A 16,858-nucleotide genomic window follows, 5' to 3' on the forward strand; every position below is an offset into this window, starting at 1 on the left:
AAGGAAGACACCGCCGCCGTGACAACCGGCCTGCCCGACCTGCCCACCGCCTTCGGCCCCATCTTCGCCCTGCGTGAGGGCAAGGATGCGCTGGCCCGCGCCGTCGAACTCGCCCCGCAGCACGGGGCCGGCACACTGGCCTGGGTGCGTTCCGCCGCGCGGATCGAGGCCGCGGTGGTGCTGGAGCCGGAATTGCCGTTGGCCGCCGCGCGCCCGGCCCTGTTCGCCGCCGCCAGCGCGCTGGCCGATGCGCTGGGCGCCCACGGTCCGGCGGAGGTCGCCATCAGCATCGGCTGGCCCGCCACCATCCGCGTCAATGCCGGCCGCATCGGCCAGGCGCGGCTGGCCTGGCCGCAGGGCGCGCCGGAGGATGCCGTGCCCGACTGGCTGGTGGTGGGGATCCAGGCGCGGCTGACCTTCCCCGCCGGGTGGGAGCCCGGCCATGGCGTGCAGCAGACCGCGCTGCGAGAGGAAGGCTGGCTGGAGGAGGATGTCGCCGCCGCCGATCTCACCGCCGCCTGGGCGCGGCATCTGATGGCGGGCCTCGCCGAATGGCAGCACCCGCGCCCGCAAGGCGGCTTCGCGCGCATGGCGTCCCGCTACCTGTCGCGCCTGGAGCCCGAACCCTGGATGGGCGCGGCCCGCCGCGGCCTGGACCCGGCGACGGGCGCGCTGGTCCTGGAACAGGACGGCGCACGCCACCTGCATCCGCTGCCCGCCGCGCTGACGGAGGCCGCATGACCCGCCGCCTGCCGCGCACCCTGCGGCTCGACCCCTCCGATACCGTGATCTTCCCGGATGCGGCCGAGCCCGGCGAATGGGCGGTGCCCGGCGGCTTCGCCTTCTGGAACGAGGCGCCGGAGGCGCTGTCCGGCAAGCGTCGCCAGGCGTTTCGTGGCGGCTTCCTCGGCCTCGCCTCCTTCGGCTGGTCGACGCTGGTGGAGGTGGCGGAGGCGACGGAGGCGCAGCATGCGGCGGCCCTGGCGGCACTCGCGCAGCACATCCGCGCCCAACACGGCGCCCCGGATGATGCGGCGGCGGAGGAAGCAGCGCGGGAGGAGCTGGGCTTTGCCGAAAGCCTCTGCGACCATCCGCCCGGCACCGTGCTGGCCCTGTCCCGCAGCATCGAGGATGGCCAGGTGAGGGAGCGTTTCCGCACCCTGCACCGGCGCGAGCAGCGGCACAGCCAGTTCACCAGCCTGCCGGTCTTTGCCGTGGTGGAGACCGAGGATGAGCCCGTGGAGCACCCCGACCTGACATCCCTCGCCAGGCGCCAGCCATGAGCGCACCCCCTGGTCTGGCACCCGGCGATTTCTGGGTCGCCTCCGGCCATCACCTGTGCGACCGGGACGAGCAGGGCCGCATCCTCGGCACGCCCGATCTCTGGCGCGCCTTTTGTGCGCGGCCGGAGCTGGTGCCGCCGGAGGAAGCCTGCCCGGCCGAACGCGCGCTGCATGCGGCGCTGCTGGCCGAGCCGATGCGCGCGGTGGCGCCGGCCGAACTGGAACGCCTGGCGGATGCGGATGCGCGGGAGAATTTCGCCGTCTTCCTCGGCTTCCGCGACCGGGTGGTGGCGCAGCCGAGCCTGGAGGCGGCCTGGCTCGACCTGTTCCGGGGCGGCGTGCAGGGCGTGCCGCCGATCTTCCTGCAGATGCTGACCCATCTGGTGACCCGCGCCGCGCTGGAGGGGGTGGAGGACGCCTTCACGCTGCGCGCGGCGGAGCTGTTCTTCCGCCCGCAACGCGCCGCCATCCACCACGGCGCGCTGCTGCTGGCGGATGAGGAATTCCTGGAGGCGCGCGGCGGCGATGGTGGCTTCGGGCCGCTGGGGCAATTGCTGGTGGAGGCCGGGTCGCCGCCCCGCGAAGTCGAGCTGGACGTGCTGTCGGAGGAGATGGCGCCGCTGTACCGCGGCCGGTCGGACGCGCATGACTTCGCCCTCGACATCGCCGAGAACCGCCCCGGTCAGCATGGCCTGGCCCGCGCGCTGGAACGCTTCATCGGCCATGTCATCGGCGAACAGGTGACGATCCGCCCGGTGCCGGTGATCGAGGACCACAACTGGACCTGGCATGTCGGCCTGGATGCGGAGGCGACGGGCATCGCCAATGATCTGTGGCAGGGGAAGAAAGTGAAGCAGGCGCGGCTGGCGCGCATCCTCTGGCTCGGCGTGCTGGAATTCGCCGAGGCCTCGCGCATTTTGCCGCGCGTCGCGGGCAAGCCGGTGTATCTGGCACTCGCCATGGATGCGGCCCAGAAGCTGCGGATGAAACCGCAGAACCTGGTCGCCGGCCTGCCGCTGCGGGCGCGGGAGAGCGGCGCGTGACCCCCACCGCGGAGCGGCGCCCATGACCCGCACCCATAATCCGGACAGCCTTTTCATCCCGCTCGCCGTGCTGGTGGAACGCCGCCCCGGCGTGACCCGCTGGGCCGAATACGCCTGGCGCGCCGTGGAGGTGCTGGAGGAAGCCCCGGACCTGCTGCCCTGGACCGTGTTGCGGGAGGAGCCGGGCCGCACCGTGTTCTTCGCCGGAATCGCGGAGGTCGCGCTGTACCCGACTGACACCGACAATTACCGCCACAACCTCGCCTCCGCCCAACCGCTGGTCTGGGTGCTGCTGCGGCCGGCGGAGACGGTGAGCGGCTGGCGTTTGCAGACCGTGACCGCCGATCCGGGGGAGGCGCATCTCTATGCCGATGTCGGGCAGGATCTGCTGGAATCGCTGCCGCTGCCGCCGCGCCTGCATGCGGTGATGCAGGATTTCGTCGCCCGCCATCACAAGGAACGCGGCTTCTGGAAGCGCAAGCGCGACCAGGCGGACCCGGAAGCCCTGGCGCATCGCAGCCGGATCGCGGAGCCGGACAAGTGAGCGGGCAGGAGGATGGCTTCCTCAGCCGCTGGTCCCGCCTGAAACGCCAGCCGGAGCCTGAGCCGGAGCGGGAGCCTGAGCCGCAGCGGGAGATCGAGCCGGATGCCCCGGCCGAAGCCGAGGTCACGCCGCCCGCGCCGCAGGCCTGCCCGATCCCCGGCGTGCCGGAGATCGACCTTTCGGCCTTGCCGCGCATCGAGGACCTGACCGAATCCAGCGATTTCAGCCTGTTCCTGCGCCCCGGCATTCCCACCGCGCTGCGCGGCGCGGCACTACGGCGGATGTGGTCGCTGGACCCGACGATCCGCGACTTCATCGGCCCCGCCGATTATGCCTGGGACTACAACAACCCCGCCGGCATGCCGCCGGGCTTTTCGCTCGATATCGGCGGCAAGCTGAAGGAACTGCTGGCCCAGGCGATCGGGGATCGACCCGAGACGCCGGAGGATGCGGCACCCGAGGCGCAGGAGGCGGCACCGCCCGAGGCCGAACCAACCCTGCTGGCCGAAGCCACGCCCGCCGAGCCGGTGGACCTGGGCGAAATGCAGGCCGAACCGGCCGAGGAAATGGCTCCCGAACCGGGGCAGCCACGGCGCCGCCATGGCGGCGCCCTGCCGGCCTGAAGGGCGCCTTCCGGGCGACCGGGCCTGAGAAGTTGAGAACGATTCGCAGTATAAAATCAAAGACTTGCCTAAAGCCGAGCTTTCCGCTTGGTTGGCTATCTATCGGGGATTGCTTGTGGCTGGGGAGCTGCGCGGTCACCATTTTGGGTACATTCGGCGGGATGCAGGAAGAACAGGCGCAACTGGTTCTGGACCCCGTGGATGCGGAACGGGCGCGGCTGTTCGCGTTGCTCGGTCGCCTGCTTGGGGCCGCGCCGGATGCCGGATTGCTGATCCGCATGCGCGCGCTGCGCGGCGAATCGGGTGAACTCGGGGTGGCCTATGGCGCCCTGGCGGAGGCCGCGGGCCGCACCGATGCCGCGGCGGCGGAGCAGGAATTCTTCAAGCTGTTCATCGGCGTCGGCCGCGGTGAGTTGCTGCCCTATGCCAGCTACTACCTGACCGGCTTCCTGCATGAACGGCCACTGGCCGATCTGCGCGGCGATCTGGCCCGGCTTGGCATCCTGCGCGCCGAGGGCGTGGCGGAGCCGGAGGATCACATCGCCTTCCTGTGCGAGGCCTATGCCGGGCTGCTGGCCGGGGCGTTCCCGGGCGAGCCCGACGCGGCCCTGCCATTCTTCGCCCGTCACATCCGACCCTGGGCCGCACGCTTCTTCGCGGATCTGGAAAAGGCGGAGATGGCGGATTTCTATCGCGCGGTCGGGCGGCTCGGCCGCCTTGCCGTGGACATCGAGGCCGCCGCAGCGGATCTGCCGGCCTGAATTGGGGAGAGCCAAGATGAGCGAACAGGCATCCGAAAAGCCGGCCCGTCGCGGTTTCCTGAAAGCCCTCGGGCTTGGCGCGGCGGTGGCCACGCCGGCTCTGGCGCAGCGCGCGGATACCGTGCCGTCGCGTGAGGCCCGCAAGGAAAACCAGGCGCAGCGCGTGGCCGCGCGGTACCAGCCGGATTCGGCCCATGTGCAGGCCTTCTACCGCACGAATCGTTACGAATAAGAATCGGGAGCACGCCAGATGCTGATCAAGCGCTCCGAGGGCAAGGCCGCACGCCAGCGCCTTGCCGCGGCCTATCAGGGCCTTTCCTCCGGCGGGTTGGACCGCCGCAGCTTCCTGCGCCAGGCGGGCTTTGCCGGGGCGGGGCTTGCCGCGCTGGGCTCGCTAGGCGCCTCCCGCGCGCAGGCGGCACCGGGTGGTGCCATGGGTGTCCAGGACCACAGCCAGCCGGTCCAGCGCATCAAGAACATCTGCACCCATTGCTCGGTCGGCTGCAGCGTGACGGCGGAAGTGCAGAACGGCGTCTGGACCGGGCAGGAGCCCACCTGGGCCAGCCCGATCAACCGCGGCACGCATTGCGCCAAGGGCGCCTCGGTGCGCGAGCTTGTGCACGGCGACCGGCGCCTGAAATACCCGATGAAGCTGGTGGGCGGCCAGTGGCAGCGCCTGTCCTGGGACGTCGCGCTGACCGAGATCGCCGACAAGATGATGACGATCCGGCAGGAATCCGGGCCGGACAGCATGTTCCTTCTGGGCAGCGCCAAGTTCAGCAATGAGGGCGCGTATCTGTTCCGCAAGTTCGCCGCCTTCTGGGGCACGAACAGCGTCGATCACCAGGCGCGCATCTGCCACTCCACCACGGTGGCCGGCGTTGCCAATACCTGGGGCTACGGCGCGCAGACCAATTCCTACAACGACATCCGCAATTCCAAGACCATGATCATCATGGGCGGAAATCCGGCGGAGGCGCATCCCGTTTCGCTGCAGCACGTGCTGTCGGGCAAGGAGCGCAACCGGGCCAACCTGATCGTCATCGACCCGCGCTTCACCCGCACGGCGGCGCATGCCAACGAATATGTCCGCATCCGCCCGGGCACGGACATCCCGATCATCTGGGGCATGCTGCACCACATCTTCGCCAATGGCTGGGAAGACAAGGAATTCATCGCCCAGCGCGTCTACGGCATGGATGAGATCCGCGCCGAATGCGCGAAGTGGACGCCGGAGGAAGTGCAGCGCGTGACCGGCGTGCCCGGCCCGCAGCTCAAGAAGGTGGCGGAAGCCTTCGCGACGCAGAAGCCGTCCACGCTGATCTGGTGCATGGGCGCGACGCAGAAGACCGTCGGCACCGCCAATGTGCGCGCCTTCTCCATCCTGCTGCTGGCCACCGGCAATGTCGGCAACAATGGCGGCGGCGCCAACATTTTCCGCGGCCATTGCAACGTGCAGGGCGCCACTGATTTCGGCCTCGATGTGACCACGCTGCCGGCCTATTACGGGCTGGACGAGAATGCCTGGCGCCATTGGTCGCGCGTCTGGAATGTCCGCTACGAGGACATGGTGCCGCGCTTCGACAGCCCGGCGATGATGGGGACGCCCGGCATCCCCACCACCCGCTACTTCGACGCCATCACCCTGCCCAAGGACCAGATCCAGCAGCGCGACCGCCTGCGCGGCATGCTGGTGGTAGGCCATGGCGGCAACACCGTCACCCGCATGCCGGAAGCGGTGAAGGGGCTGGAGGCGCTGGACCTGCTGGTGGTCGCCGACCCGCACCCCACCACCTTCGCCGTGCTGGCCGACCGCAAGGAAAACACCTACCTCCTGCCCGCCACCACGCAGTTCGAATGCGATGGCAGCCGCAGCGCCTCCAACCGCTCCATCCAGTGGGGCGCGCGGATCGTCGCGCCGCTGTTCGAATCGAAGACCGACTATGAGCTGATGTACCGCCTGGCCGGCGCGCTGGATGGCGCGGCGGAACGAAAGGGCCTGCCGATCCGCATCCAGGCGGAGATGTTCAAGCCCTACGAGATCCGCAACAACGCGCCCACCGCCGAGAGCATCCTGCGGGAGATCAACCGCGGCTCGCTCAGCACCGGCTATTCCGGCCAGTCGCCGGAACGCCTGAAGCTGCACATGGAACACCAGGACAAGTTCGACCTGGTGACCCTGCGCGGCGCCGTGGGCAGCCCGGTGGAGAACGAGTTCTACGGCCTGCCCTGGCCCTGCTGGGGCACGCCGGAGATGAAGCACCCGGGCACGCACATCCTGTACAACACCAACCTGCACGTGAAGAACGGCGGCGGCACCTTCCGCGCCCGCTTCGGCGTGGAGCGGGAAGGCAAGACGCTGCTGGCGGAAGGCTCCTACTCGCTGGGTTCCGAGATCCAGGACGGCTACCCGGAATTCACCGTCGCCGTGCTGAAGCGCCTCGGCTGGTATGAGGAGCTGACGGAGGCGGAGCGCGGCTGGATCGAGGCCAATGGCGGCACCTTCTCCTGGGCCACCGACCTGTCCTGCGGCATCATCCGCGTGGCGATGGAACATGGCTGCGTGCCGTACGGCAATGCCAAGGCCCGCGCGGTCGCCTGGAACCTGCCGGACCCGGTGCCGGTGCATCGTGAGCCGATCTACACGCCGCGCACCGACCTGATCGCGCAGTACCCGACCCTGCCGGACCGCCGCGGTTTCCGCCTGCCGCATCTGGGCGTGACGGTGCAGAACCGCAGCCACCAGGTCGCCGGCGACTTCCCCATCATCCTCACCTCCGGCCGCCTGGTCGAGTACGAGGGTGGCGGTGAGGAAACCCGCTCCAACAAGTGGCTCGCCGAGCTGCAGCAGGACATGTTCGTCGAGATCAACCCGGAGGACGCGGCCACCCGCAGCATCCGCGACGGCCAGTTCGTCTGGGTGATGGGGCCGGAAAGCAATTCCCGCGTCCGGGTGAAGGCGCTGGTGACGGAACGCGTCGGCCGTGGCGTGGCATGGATGCCCTTCCACTTCGCCGGCTGGTTCCAGGGCGTGGACCAGCGCAGCAAATATCCGCAGGGCACGGACCCGATCGTGCTCGGCGAAAGCGTGAACGCGATCACCACCTATGGCTACGATCCGGTGACCTTCATGCAGGAAACCAAGGTCACGCTCTGCCAGATCAGGAGTGCCTAATCATGGCGCGCATGAAGTTCCTCTGTGACAGCGACCGCTGCATCGAATGCAACGCCTGCGTCACCGCCTGCAAGAACGAGCATGAGGTGCCTTGGGGCATCAACCGCCGCCGCGTCGTCACCATCAATGACGGCCGGCCCGGTGAGCGTTCGATCTCCATGGCCTGCATGCACTGCACCGATGCGCCCTGCGCCGCGGTCTGCCCCGTCAGTTGTTTCTACACGACGGCGGATGCGATCGTGCTGCACGACAAGGATCTGTGCATCGGCTGCGGCTACTGCTTCTACGCCTGCCCGTTCGGCGCGCCGCAGTACCCGCGCGTCGGCAATTTCGGTGGCCGCGGCAAGATGGACAAATGCACCTACTGCGCCGGTGGGCCGCAGCAGGACAACACCATCGTCGAATACACCCAGTACGGCGCCAACCGCATCGCGGAAGGCAAGCTGCCGCTCTGCGCCGAGATGTGCAGCACCAAGGCGCTGCTGGCCGGTGATGGCGAGATGATCGCCACCATCTACCGTGAGCGTGTGCAGCAGCGCGGCTATGGCGCCGGTGCCTGGGGCTGGCATACGGCCTACCGTGAGACGGTGGCGATATGACCCGCTTCGCCCCCATCCTGGTCGCGGCACTGCTTCTGTCAGCGCCGGCCTTCGGGCAATCCCAGCCCGGTGCGCCGCCTGCCGGTGCGCCGGAGATCCAGGCGCCTGTGCCGGAGGTTGGGGCCGGCCGCGGCGGGCAGCCCGGCGGGCAGGTGCCGGACTCCACCATCGTGGGCGACACGCCCACCGGCACGCAGCCATCACCGGCGGCGGAGGCTGTCACCGATCCGCAGCCGCGCCAGCCCTCCTTCGTGCCGCCGACCCCGGCACCCTTCAGCGACCGCGGCCAGCTCTCGGCCGAGGAGATGGAGCTTCAGGCGGCTCTGCGGGGTGAGCGTATCGGTGGCCGCATCACCATCCCCGACCGCCAGGCCGCCACGCTGATCCAGCCCGAGGGGCGGGATTGGCGCGATTTCCACAACCGCACGCTCACCTGGGTCGGCGGCGTCGCCGTGCTCGGGATGCTGGCGATCCTGGTGCTGTTCTTCCTGGTCAAGGGCCGCATGACAGTGGCGGCAGGCCCCGCGGGCCGCACCATCCAGCGCTTCAACCTGTTCGAACGGGTGGCGCATTGGATGACGGCGAGCAGCTTCATCGTGCTCGCTCTGTCCGGCCTGAACCTCACCTTCGGCCGCTTCCTGCTGCTGCCGATCATCGGGCCGGAGGCGTTCACCGCCGTCAGCCTGTGGGGCAAGATCGCGCACAACTACCTGGCCTTCCCCTTCACCCTCGGCATCGTGCTGATGTTCCTGGTCTGGGTGCGGGACAACATCCCGGACCGGCTCGACCTCGCCTGGTTCAAGGCCGGCGGCGGCTTCATCGGCAAGGGGCATCCGGACGCCAAGCGCTTCAATGCCGGCCAGAAGCTGGTGTTCTGGATCACCGTGCTCGGCGGCACCGTCGTCGCCATCTCCGGCTATGTGCTGATCTTCCCCTTCGCCGTTACGGACATGTCCGGGCAGCAACTGGCGCACACCGTGCACGGCCTTCTCTCCGTGCTGATGATCGCCGTGATGCTGGGCCACATCTATATCGGCTCGCTCGGCATGAAGGGCGCCTTCGATGCCATGGGTTCCGGCCAGGTGGATCTGAACTGGGCGAAGGAACACCATTCCCTGTGGGTGGAGGAGGAGCTGGAGAAGGCCCGCACCACCGTCGCGGGCCCCGCGGGTGCCCGACCGCTCGGCGCGGACTGAAGCGTCCCCCACTTGCCCAATCGGGGCCGGCCGTGGTGAAGCCACGGCCGGCCTCATTCATTTCCAGGATCCCCCGACCTTGCGCCTGATCGGACTCGCCGGCTGGAGCGGCTCCGGCAAGACCACGCTGCTGACGCGGCTGATCCCGGAACTGGCGGCGCGCGGCGTGGCCGTCTCCACGCTGAAGCACGCGCACCATGAATTCGACGTGGACCGGCCGGGCAAGGACAGCCACGCGCATCGCCAGGCGGGCGCACGCCAGGTGCTGGTTTCCTCCGCGCGTCGCTGGGCGCTGATGACGGAGCTGCGCGGTGCGCCGGAGGCCACGCTGGCGGAATTGCTGGCGCGCTTCGACCCGGTGGACCTGGTGATCATCGAGGGCTTCAAGCGCGACCCGCACCCGAAGATCGAGGTCTTCCGCGCCGCCAATGCCAAGCCCTGGCTGCACCCGGATGATCCCGCCATCATCGGCATCGCCGCCGATGTCGCGCCGCCCGCCAGCACGCTGCCGCATCTGCATCTGGACGATATCGGCGCCATCGCCGATCTGATGCTGGCGCGCGCGATCCCGTTGCGCGCGTAGGGGAGGCCGGCATGGCGCAGCTCAGCGACGATTGCTTCGCCTTCGGCGGCAAGCTGATGTCCGTTGATGCGGCGCAGGCGCTGATCGCGGAACGTGTCCCGCCGCTGCCGGGCGCGGAGCCCGCCGCGCTGCTGGCCGCGCTCGGCCGTGTGCTGGCCGAGGATCTGCGCGCGCCGCTGCCGCTGCCGCCCTTCTTCAATTCCGCCGTCGATGGCTATGCCTTCCGCCACGGCGACCTGGCTGCAACGGGTGAGACCCGACTTCCCGTCGTGGCCCGCCTGCAGGCCGGCCAGGCAACCGGCGGCATCGCCCCCGGCACCGCCATCCGCATCTTCACCGGCGCCCCGATGCCGGATGGCGCCGATACGGTGATGATGCAGGAGGATGCGCGGGAGGAGGACGGCGCCGTGCTGCTGGTGCCCGGCCTCAGGCGCGGCGCCAATTGCCGCCCGGCCGGGGAGGATGTGGCGCAGGGCGCGGTGGCGCTGGAGGCCGGGCGCCGCCTGCTGCCGCAGGATATCGGCCTGGCCGCGGCGCTCGGCCTCGGCAGCCTTTCCGTGCGGCGCCGCGTCCGCGTCGGCGTCTTCTCCACAGGCGATGAACTGGCGGAGCCGGGCACCGCCCTGGGGGCGGCCCAGACCTATGATTCGAACCGCTTCACCCTGCTGGCGCTGCTGGCCGGGCTGCCGGTGGAGGCGCAGGACCTCGGCATCCTGCCCGACCGGGCGGATGCCACCGCCGCGGCGCTGGCCGCCGCCGCGGCGACGCATGATGTGCTGCTGACATCGGGCGGCGTCTCGACCGGGGAGGCCGACCATGTGAAGGCGGCGATCGAGCAGGGCGGGCGGCTGGTATTCTGGCGGCTGGCGATCAAGCCGGGGCGGCCGGCGGCGATGGGGGTGATCGGCGGCACGCCGGTGGTGGGGCTGCCGGGCAATCCGGTGGCCGCCGTGGTCACTTTCCTCCACCTGGCGCGCCCGCTGCTGCTGCGCCTCGCCGGCGCCACGGCGGAGCCTCTGCCGCGCTTTCCGGCGGAAGCCGGCTTCGCCTATCGCAAGAAGGCTGGGCGGCGGGAATATGTGCGGGTGCGGCTGATCCCCGGTGAGGGTCTGCCGCTCGCCCAGAAATTCGCGCGCGAAGGCGCGGGTCTGCTGACCTCGCTGACCCAATCCGACGCGCTGGCCGAATTGCCGGAGGACGTCATCGCGGTCAGCCCCGGCGACCGCGTCGCCGTGCTGCCCTTCCGTGGGATCTTCTGAGGTGGCCTACAGCCGCACGCCCGACGTCGTGTGGCGCTGCTCCGCGGTCTGCTGGAAATTCCGGTCCAGCACGACATAGGCGCCGATGGCCAGGATGATGGCGGCGAGCGAGCCGAACAGGACGGACTTCATCGCGTTTGATTCCCAGTGTGACGCATCGCTTGTGTATCGGATCAGCGACCGCCGGTTGCAAGGGCCGCGAGCAGCGCCTCGGCCTCCGCCAGGTCTTCCGGGGCATTGGCATTGAAGAAGGGGTCGATCGGACCGGTCGGCCAATCGGCATGGGCGATGCCGTGGCGCGCCGTCCAGCGGTCTATCTTGCGCTCCCCCGCCGTCAGCGCCGCGCGCAGATCATGGCGCAGCGCCACCGGCCACAGGCCGATCGGTGGGTGGGTCTGGCCGTCGGACAGGGCGCAGGCCAGCGGCACTCCCGCCGCCTGACGCGCCGCATGCAGCCGCGCCACCAAATCACCCGGGATCAGCGGTGAATCGCCGGGGACGGAGACCACCCATGCAAAGGCCGGCTGCGCCTCCGCCGCCCAATCCAGCGCCGCCAGGATGCCGGCGAGCGGGCCGGGGTGGTCCGGCATTCCATCCGCCACCACGGGCAGGCCCCAGGCGGCAAAGCGCGCCGGGTCGCCATTGGCGTTCAGGATGGTGGCCGCCACCTGCGGACGCAGCCGTTCCAGCACATGGTCCAGCAGCGGCCGCCCGGCGAGCAGCCGCAGCGGCTTGTCGCCGCCGCCCATGCGCCGCGCCAGCCCGCCGGCCAGCACCACGGCAAGCGTTCCGCGCGCCTCCGGCACGACCGTTTCACCCGGCATCGCTGGACCCCATCGCCTCGGCGCTGTTCTTGCGCCAGTGCTTCGCGGATTCCTCCGGCACATGCGCGAGGTCCGCATCGAAGACCAGGCGTTGCTCGCCGGCGAGCGCCACGAAGCGCTTGCCCTTGCAGCGGCCGATCAGGGTGAGGTTCGCCTCCCGCGCCAGTTCCACCCCCCAGGCGGTGAAGCCGGAGCGCGACAGCAGGATGGGGATGCCCATGCGGACGGTCTTGATCACCATCTCCGAGGTCAGGCGGCCGGTGGTGTAGAAGATCTTGTCCTCGGGCGCCTCATGCTCCCGGAACATCCAGCCGGCGATCTTGTCCACCGCATTGTGGCGGCCGACATCTTCCATATAGACGATCGGCTGGTCTTCCCGGCACAGCGCGCAGCCATGGATGGCGCCGGCTTCCAGGTACAGGCTCGGCAGCGTGTTGATCCGGTGCAGCAGGCGATAGAGCCAGGAGGTGCGCAGCTGCGCCGTCTCCGGCAGCCGCACCCCGGCGAAATCCTCCATCAGGTCGCCAAAGGCGGTGCCCTGGGCGCAGCCGGAGGTGAGCGTCTTCTTCCGTAGCTTGGCCTCGAAATCCGTCTTCGCCTCGGTGCGGACGATGACCACCTGAAGGTCCTCGTCATACTCCACGCCGGTGACGCGATCCGCCCGGCGCAGCATGCCCTGGTTCAGCAGGTAGCCGAGCGCAAGGTCCTCCGGCCGGTCCAGGATCGTCATCATGGTGACGATCTCCTGCCCGTTCAGATACAGGGTCAGCGGCCGTTCCACCGTCACGCTGGTCTCGATCGCCTGGCCGGTGTGGTCGAGGCCGGTGACGCGCCGGGTCAGGCGTGGGTCGGTCGGGTCGGGTTGTACGCGAAGGGGCTGGGCCATGTGGCCAAGGTGGCGGCGCGCCCGCCGCTGCGCAAGCGAGCCGCGCCACCGGTCATTTTCACGCGACCAATGACACAACTTCGGCAATCTGGTAATCTCGATTCCGTGAGCGACCCGACGGGCACATCCTCGCCAGAGGCCATTGCGCTGGACATCTACGCTGCCGTGATGGACGGGCGCGGATTGGCAGATGCCATTGCCCCATTGGCGGAACGCCTGCAGGCCAGCACCCATGCCGTGCACCTGATGCAATATGAGCGCGGCGTGCTGCGGGAAAGCCGCTGCGAGGGTGGCGGCCTCGCCCCGGATGTGACCGCTGGCTACCAGCACCACTGGATCCATCGCGACCCCTGGGCCGCCGCCGCCGCCCGGCAGGGGGAAGGCGTGCTGAACATGGCCCGGCTGGTGCCGGCTTCGGCCTATCGGCGCTCGGCCATCTGGAATGAATGGAAGGCCCCGCGCGACGGCGCCTTCCACTGCCTATCAGCGGCGATGCAGACGGCGGATGGCATGGTGGGGCGCATCGCCTTTCACCGCTCCGTCCGCGCGGCGCCCTTTGGGCCGGCGGAAGAGGCGCTGCTGGGACCGATCTTCCCGCATCTGCGCCGCGCCCTGGTGATGGAGCATCGTCTGGCGGCCGATGGCTGGCAGGCGGCGCGCGCCATGCGGATGGGCTTTTCGGCGCTGCGCCAGGGGGTTGTGCTGCTGGACCGCCAGCGCCGCACCGTGGTCACCAATCCGGCGGTGGAAGCGATGGCCGCGGAGCAGGATGGGCTGGCGCTGGCGACGGAGGGCGGCCTGGCTACCCCGCATGCCACCGCAAGGCAGGCACTGGCCCGCGCCATCGGCGCCGCGCTGGCGGCGATCTCCGGCAAGGTGAAGATGATGCCCGATGCCGCCAGCGTCGCCTTGCCCCGGCCCAGCGGTGCGCCGCCCTATCTGGTGCAGGCGGTGCCGCTGCGGCGGCTGGAGGCCTTTGGCGCACCCGATGGCTTCACCGGCGCCATGCTGCTGGTGACGGATGACCGCAGCCGCAGCCGGCCCCGCGCGCCGCTGTTGCGCCAGGCCTTCGGGCTGACGCCCGCCGAGGGCGCGCTGGCCGCATCGCTCGCGGCCGGGCGGACGCTGGCGCAGCATGCCACGGTCCGGCAGATCGCCGTGGCGACGGCGCAGGACCAGCTTGCCGCCATCCGCCGCAAGACCGGCTGCAAGCGCCTCGCGGACCTGACCGCCCTGCTGGGGCGGTTCGCGGGCTGAAGCGCGGCCTCAGCCGCCGCGCAGCGAAAACGGCCGCATCAGGAAGGCCGCGCCCCAGCCGAAGGCGCCGTTGAGCAGCGCCGCCCGCGCCCAGATCAGGGTATTGCCACCGGCCCACATCGGCACGCCGCGATATTGCGCCACCAGGGTGAAGCCCACCACGGTGCAGACCACGGCGCCCAGCACGAACCCGGTCAGCAGATCCGGCATCCGCCCCCAGCGGATCAGCGCCGCCAGGACAATGCCCCAGAGCCCGCCCCAGAAGGCCATCGACAGCACCTGCGGCACGCCCCAGGGCGGGATCGGCCGCAGGCTGAAGCCGGCGGAAGCGGGGCGGAAGGCATCCGGCACGAAGGGCAGCAGCTTGATCAGCGGAAACTGATGGTACAGCACGTATTGCGTGCCCTGGTGGAACACCACCACGGCCAGCGCGCCGCAGATGAAGCCGAGCAGCAGAACCTTCTTCATCGACATCATCCGGATTCTTGTTGCGCCAGCCTACCCCGGCGCCGCGGTTGCCACCATCCGGCCGCCTAATCCTCCGCCAGCAGATCCTCCGGCCGGCGCAGCGCCTGGGTGTGGCGCACGCCGTTGTTCAGGTAGAATTCGTCGCGCGGAAAGACATCGGTCAGCGCCACCGCCGGCCGGCGCGATCCTGGCGCCCAGGCCAGCGCCGGCTCGGCGAACATCCCGGCGTAATCGCGGAAATCGCGATTGCCGCGGGCCAGGTGGGCCGTCACCTCCGGTTGCGCGAAACGCTGCGCCAGGCGGGCCGGATCGTAGGGGATCGGGGTGTTGGAGCCGATCAGCACGGAGCCGGGCATCAGCAGCAGCGTATGCGGGAAGACCGCGGCGAAGGTCGCCACCACGCGACGGCTCGGCCCCCACTGCACATAGATGCCGCCGGGCGCCAGGCGCGCGCGGACCTGTTCCAGGAACTCGGCGGAGTACAGCAGGCCGGAATGCGAGCCCTCGGGCAGGATCGCGTCTGCCTGGATCACGTCGTACAGCGCATCGCCGCGCGCGAGCGCACGGCGCCCATCGCCATATTCCAGCGCCCAGCGCGGGCTTCCCAGCATCTCCGCGATCGGGCTGCCGGGGTAGCGCCCGGCGATATCCGCATGCGCGGTCAGCACCGGGCCCACCAGCTCGATGGCCCGCACCGATTTCGTGCGGTCTGAAACGCCGGCCGCCCAGGGCGTGCCGCCGGAGCCGATGCCGATGCACAGCACCGCCTTCGGGTCCGGGTGCAGCAACGGCCCGACCGCGCCGAGGAACTGGTGGATCGGCAGGAAGGGAATACGGCCCTGGCTGAAGCCCTGGATGAAGAAGGGACCGTGCGGGCCGGCGCCGGGCCGGTTCTCGTCCCGGAAGAAGGCGATGCCCGACCGGTCCTCGGACCAGGCGACGGTCTGGCCCGGCTGTTCGGCGTGCAGGCGGGACCACAGCGTGGCGTTGCTCGGCAGCGCCACCAGCGCCACGGCGCAGGCCGCCGCCAGCGCCATTTCCGGCCGCCGCCCACGCCCGGCCCGCCACAGCCAGCCCAGCATCAGCAGCAGCGACAGCGCCGCCAGCAGCCGCAGCGTGCCGGCGGTGCCGATCAGGTGGAAGGTCACCAGCCCGGTCAGGATCGAGCCCGCCGCATTGCCCAGGATGTTGGACAGCTGCACCCAGCCGACCCGCGCGCCGACACTCGCCAGATCCTGCTGCACGGCGCGCTGCACGAAGGGGAAGGTCATGCCGATCAGGAAGCTCGGCGGGCCGACGACGAACAGGGTCAGCAGCACCGTGGTCACCAGCCCGCCATCACGCAGCCGCTGCATGTCGGCCGAGACATACTGGTTGAGCGGCCAATGCGGCAGCGCCCAGACCAGCAGCAGGATCAGCGCCGCCCCCAGCGCGAAGCCGCCCGCCTGGGTCAGGAAGAAGGCGGGCCGCGGGTCGCGCATGCGGCGCACCATGCGCGATGCGACCGCGATACCCAGCCCATCGGCCAGCAGGAAGATGCCGAGCACGGTGGGGAACAGATAGGCATGGTACTGCCCGATCTGCCCCATCAGCCGCACCCAGACGATCTCCATCGCCACGATGATGTAGCCCGACAGGAACACCAGCAGGCACCACATCCGCAGGCTGCCGAAGGGTTCCGCTTCCGCGGTGGCGATGCGTGCCGGCGGCGGCGGGGCGATGCGGGACAGGCCGGGCAGCAGGGTCAGCGCCAGCACCGCTGCCAGCACATCCAGCCCCGCCGCCAGGCCGAGGGCGCCGACAAACCCCAGATGCCCGACCAGCACCCAGCCGCCGAGCAGCGCCCCCAGCCCGGCACCCAGCGTGTTCAGGCCGTAGAGGCTGCCGATGCGTTCCGCCACCGTGTCCAGGCTGGTCGCCACCGCGCGCGCCAGCAGCGGCAGGGATGCGCCCATCAGCGTGGTCGGCAGCACCAGCCCCGCGAAGCACAGCGCGAAAATCGCCACCGGGCTGTCCACCACCCCGGCCAGGTCGGTGGCCAGGAAGTCATACAGGAACAGCTTCGAGACCAGCGCGAAAACCGCCACCCCGGCCTCCGCCAGGGCGAAGCCCAGCAGCGCGTGATAGGGCGAAAGCCGGTCCGCCAGCTTCGCCCCGATGATGGAGCCGAGCCCCAGCCCCGCCAGGAAGGCGCCCACCACCAGGGCGGCGGAAATGGTGTCGGAGCCGGCGAAGATGCCGAGCATGCGCTGCCAGACGATCTGGCACAGCAGGGCGGCGAAGCCCGAGCAGAAGAATGCAATGGCCAGGCGCGGCATGCCCGGAACCCTCCCCCAAACGCGCCGAAGCCCCCCTTC

18 protein-coding genes are annotated in these 16,858 nt (G+C 70.1%); 13 read left to right on the top strand and 5 right to left on the bottom strand.

The genetic code is table 11. From position 1 onward, the window contains the following. Positions 1–18: 18 nt before the first annotated feature. The 12 genes from Q8S40_RS08395 (at position 19) to glp (ending at position 11,066) form a co-directional block, all read left to right on the top strand. Entirely contained in the window at positions 19–741 is a 723-nt protein-coding gene (locus Q8S40_RS08395; protein ID WP_305670031.1) for a biotin/lipoate--protein ligase family protein, read from the top strand. Then, positions 738–1,283, top strand: a complete 546-nt coding sequence (locus tag Q8S40_RS08400) for a DUF6505 family protein (protein WP_305670032.1) — start codon at positions 738–740, stop codon at positions 1,281–1,283. Before Q8S40_RS08395 ends, Q8S40_RS08400 begins: the two co-directional genes overlap by 4 nt. Then, positions 1,280–2,326, top strand: a complete 1,047-nt coding sequence (locus Q8S40_RS08405; protein WP_305670033.1) for a DUF6352 family protein — start codon at positions 1,280–1,282, stop codon at positions 2,324–2,326. Before Q8S40_RS08400 ends, Q8S40_RS08405 begins: the two co-directional genes overlap by 4 nt. Before the next feature lie 22 nt (positions 2,327–2,348). After that, on the top strand, positions 2,349–2,870 hold the full coding sequence (locus Q8S40_RS08410) for a DUF3305 domain-containing protein (protein ID WP_305670034.1): 522 nt from the start codon (positions 2,349–2,351) through the stop codon (positions 2,868–2,870). Then, the gene (locus Q8S40_RS08415) at positions 2,867–3,493 is read left to right on the top strand and encodes a DUF3306 domain-containing protein (protein ID WP_305670035.1); all 627 of its coding nucleotides are present in this window, start codon (positions 2,867–2,869) and stop codon (positions 3,491–3,493) included. The genes Q8S40_RS08410 and Q8S40_RS08415 overlap by 4 nt, the downstream gene beginning before the upstream one ends. A 161-nt stretch (positions 3,494–3,654) precedes the next feature. Continuing rightward, positions 3,655–4,254 (top strand): molecular chaperone, encoded by a 600-nt coding sequence (locus Q8S40_RS08420; RefSeq protein ID WP_304810568.1) that lies wholly within the window; start codon positions 3,655–3,657, stop codon positions 4,252–4,254. 16 nt (positions 4,255–4,270) lie between these two features. Continuing rightward, complete coding sequence (locus Q8S40_RS08425) at positions 4,271–4,486, top strand: twin-arginine translocation signal domain-containing protein (RefSeq protein WP_304810567.1); 216 nt, start codon at positions 4,271–4,273, stop codon at positions 4,484–4,486. A gap of 18 nt (positions 4,487–4,504) precedes the next feature. After that, positions 4,505–7,429, top strand: a complete 2,925-nt coding sequence (locus Q8S40_RS08430; protein ID WP_305670036.1) for a formate dehydrogenase subunit alpha — start codon at positions 4,505–4,507, stop codon at positions 7,427–7,429. A 2-nt stretch (positions 7,430–7,431) separates the two neighbouring features. Beyond that, positions 7,432–8,028 (top strand): formate dehydrogenase FDH3 subunit beta, encoded by a 597-nt coding sequence (gene fdh3B / locus Q8S40_RS08435; protein WP_305670037.1) that lies wholly within the window; start codon positions 7,432–7,434, stop codon positions 8,026–8,028. Further along, positions 8,025–9,224: a formate dehydrogenase subunit gamma gene (locus tag Q8S40_RS08440; protein ID WP_305670038.1), complete on the top strand. Its 1,200-nt coding sequence runs from the start codon at positions 8,025–8,027 to the stop codon at positions 9,222–9,224. The genes fdh3B and Q8S40_RS08440 overlap by 4 nt, the downstream gene beginning before the upstream one ends. A gap of 79 nt (positions 9,225–9,303) precedes the next feature. Continuing rightward, positions 9,304–9,807: a molybdopterin-guanine dinucleotide biosynthesis protein B gene (gene mobB, locus Q8S40_RS08445; RefSeq protein WP_304810561.1), complete on the top strand. Its 504-nt coding sequence runs from the start codon at positions 9,304–9,306 to the stop codon at positions 9,805–9,807. A gap of 11 nt (positions 9,808–9,818) precedes the next feature. Further along, entirely contained in the window at positions 9,819–11,066 is a 1,248-nt protein-coding gene (gene glp / locus Q8S40_RS08450) for a gephyrin-like molybdotransferase Glp (RefSeq protein WP_305670039.1), read from the top strand. A 6-nt stretch (positions 11,067–11,072) separates the two neighbouring features. Here glp and Q8S40_RS08455 read toward each other — a convergent pair whose 3' ends face one another. The 3 genes from Q8S40_RS08455 to fdhD are packed head-to-tail and all read right to left on the bottom strand — an operon-like array spanning position 11,073 to position 12,776. After that, positions 11,073–11,198 (bottom strand): hypothetical protein, encoded by a 126-nt coding sequence (locus tag Q8S40_RS08455; RefSeq protein ID WP_304810558.1) that lies wholly within the window; start codon positions 11,196–11,198, stop codon positions 11,073–11,075. 41 nt (positions 11,199–11,239) lie between these two features. Continuing rightward, a complete protein-coding gene (gene mobA / locus Q8S40_RS08460) occupies positions 11,240–11,890 on the bottom strand; it encodes a molybdenum cofactor guanylyltransferase MobA (RefSeq protein WP_305670040.1) in 651 nt (216 codons plus the stop codon). Continuing rightward, a complete protein-coding gene (gene fdhD / locus Q8S40_RS08465; protein ID WP_305670041.1) occupies positions 11,880–12,776 on the bottom strand; it encodes a formate dehydrogenase accessory sulfurtransferase FdhD in 897 nt (298 codons plus the stop codon). Before fdhD ends, mobA begins: the two co-directional genes overlap by 11 nt. 105 nt (positions 12,777–12,881) lie before the next feature. On the opposite strand from fdhD, the gene Q8S40_RS08470 reads away from it, so the two are divergent. Continuing rightward, positions 12,882–14,033: a hypothetical protein gene (locus tag Q8S40_RS08470; RefSeq protein WP_305670042.1), complete on the top strand. Its 1,152-nt coding sequence runs from the start codon at positions 12,882–12,884 to the stop codon at positions 14,031–14,033. A gap of 9 nt (positions 14,034–14,042) precedes the next feature. Here Q8S40_RS08470 and Q8S40_RS08475 read toward each other — a convergent pair whose 3' ends face one another. After that, a complete protein-coding gene (locus Q8S40_RS08475; RefSeq protein WP_305670043.1) occupies positions 14,043–14,501 on the bottom strand; it encodes a hypothetical protein in 459 nt (152 codons plus the stop codon). A 65-nt stretch (positions 14,502–14,566) separates the two neighbouring features. Continuing rightward, positions 14,567–16,819, bottom strand: a complete 2,253-nt coding sequence (locus Q8S40_RS08480; RefSeq protein ID WP_305670044.1) for a fused MFS/spermidine synthase — start codon at positions 16,817–16,819, stop codon at positions 14,567–14,569. Between the last annotated feature and the right edge of the window lie 39 nt (positions 16,820–16,858).

This window comes from Falsiroseomonas sp. (genome assembly GCF_030695085.1).
GTDB lineage: Bacteria > Pseudomonadota > Alphaproteobacteria > Acetobacterales > Acetobacteraceae > Falsiroseomonas.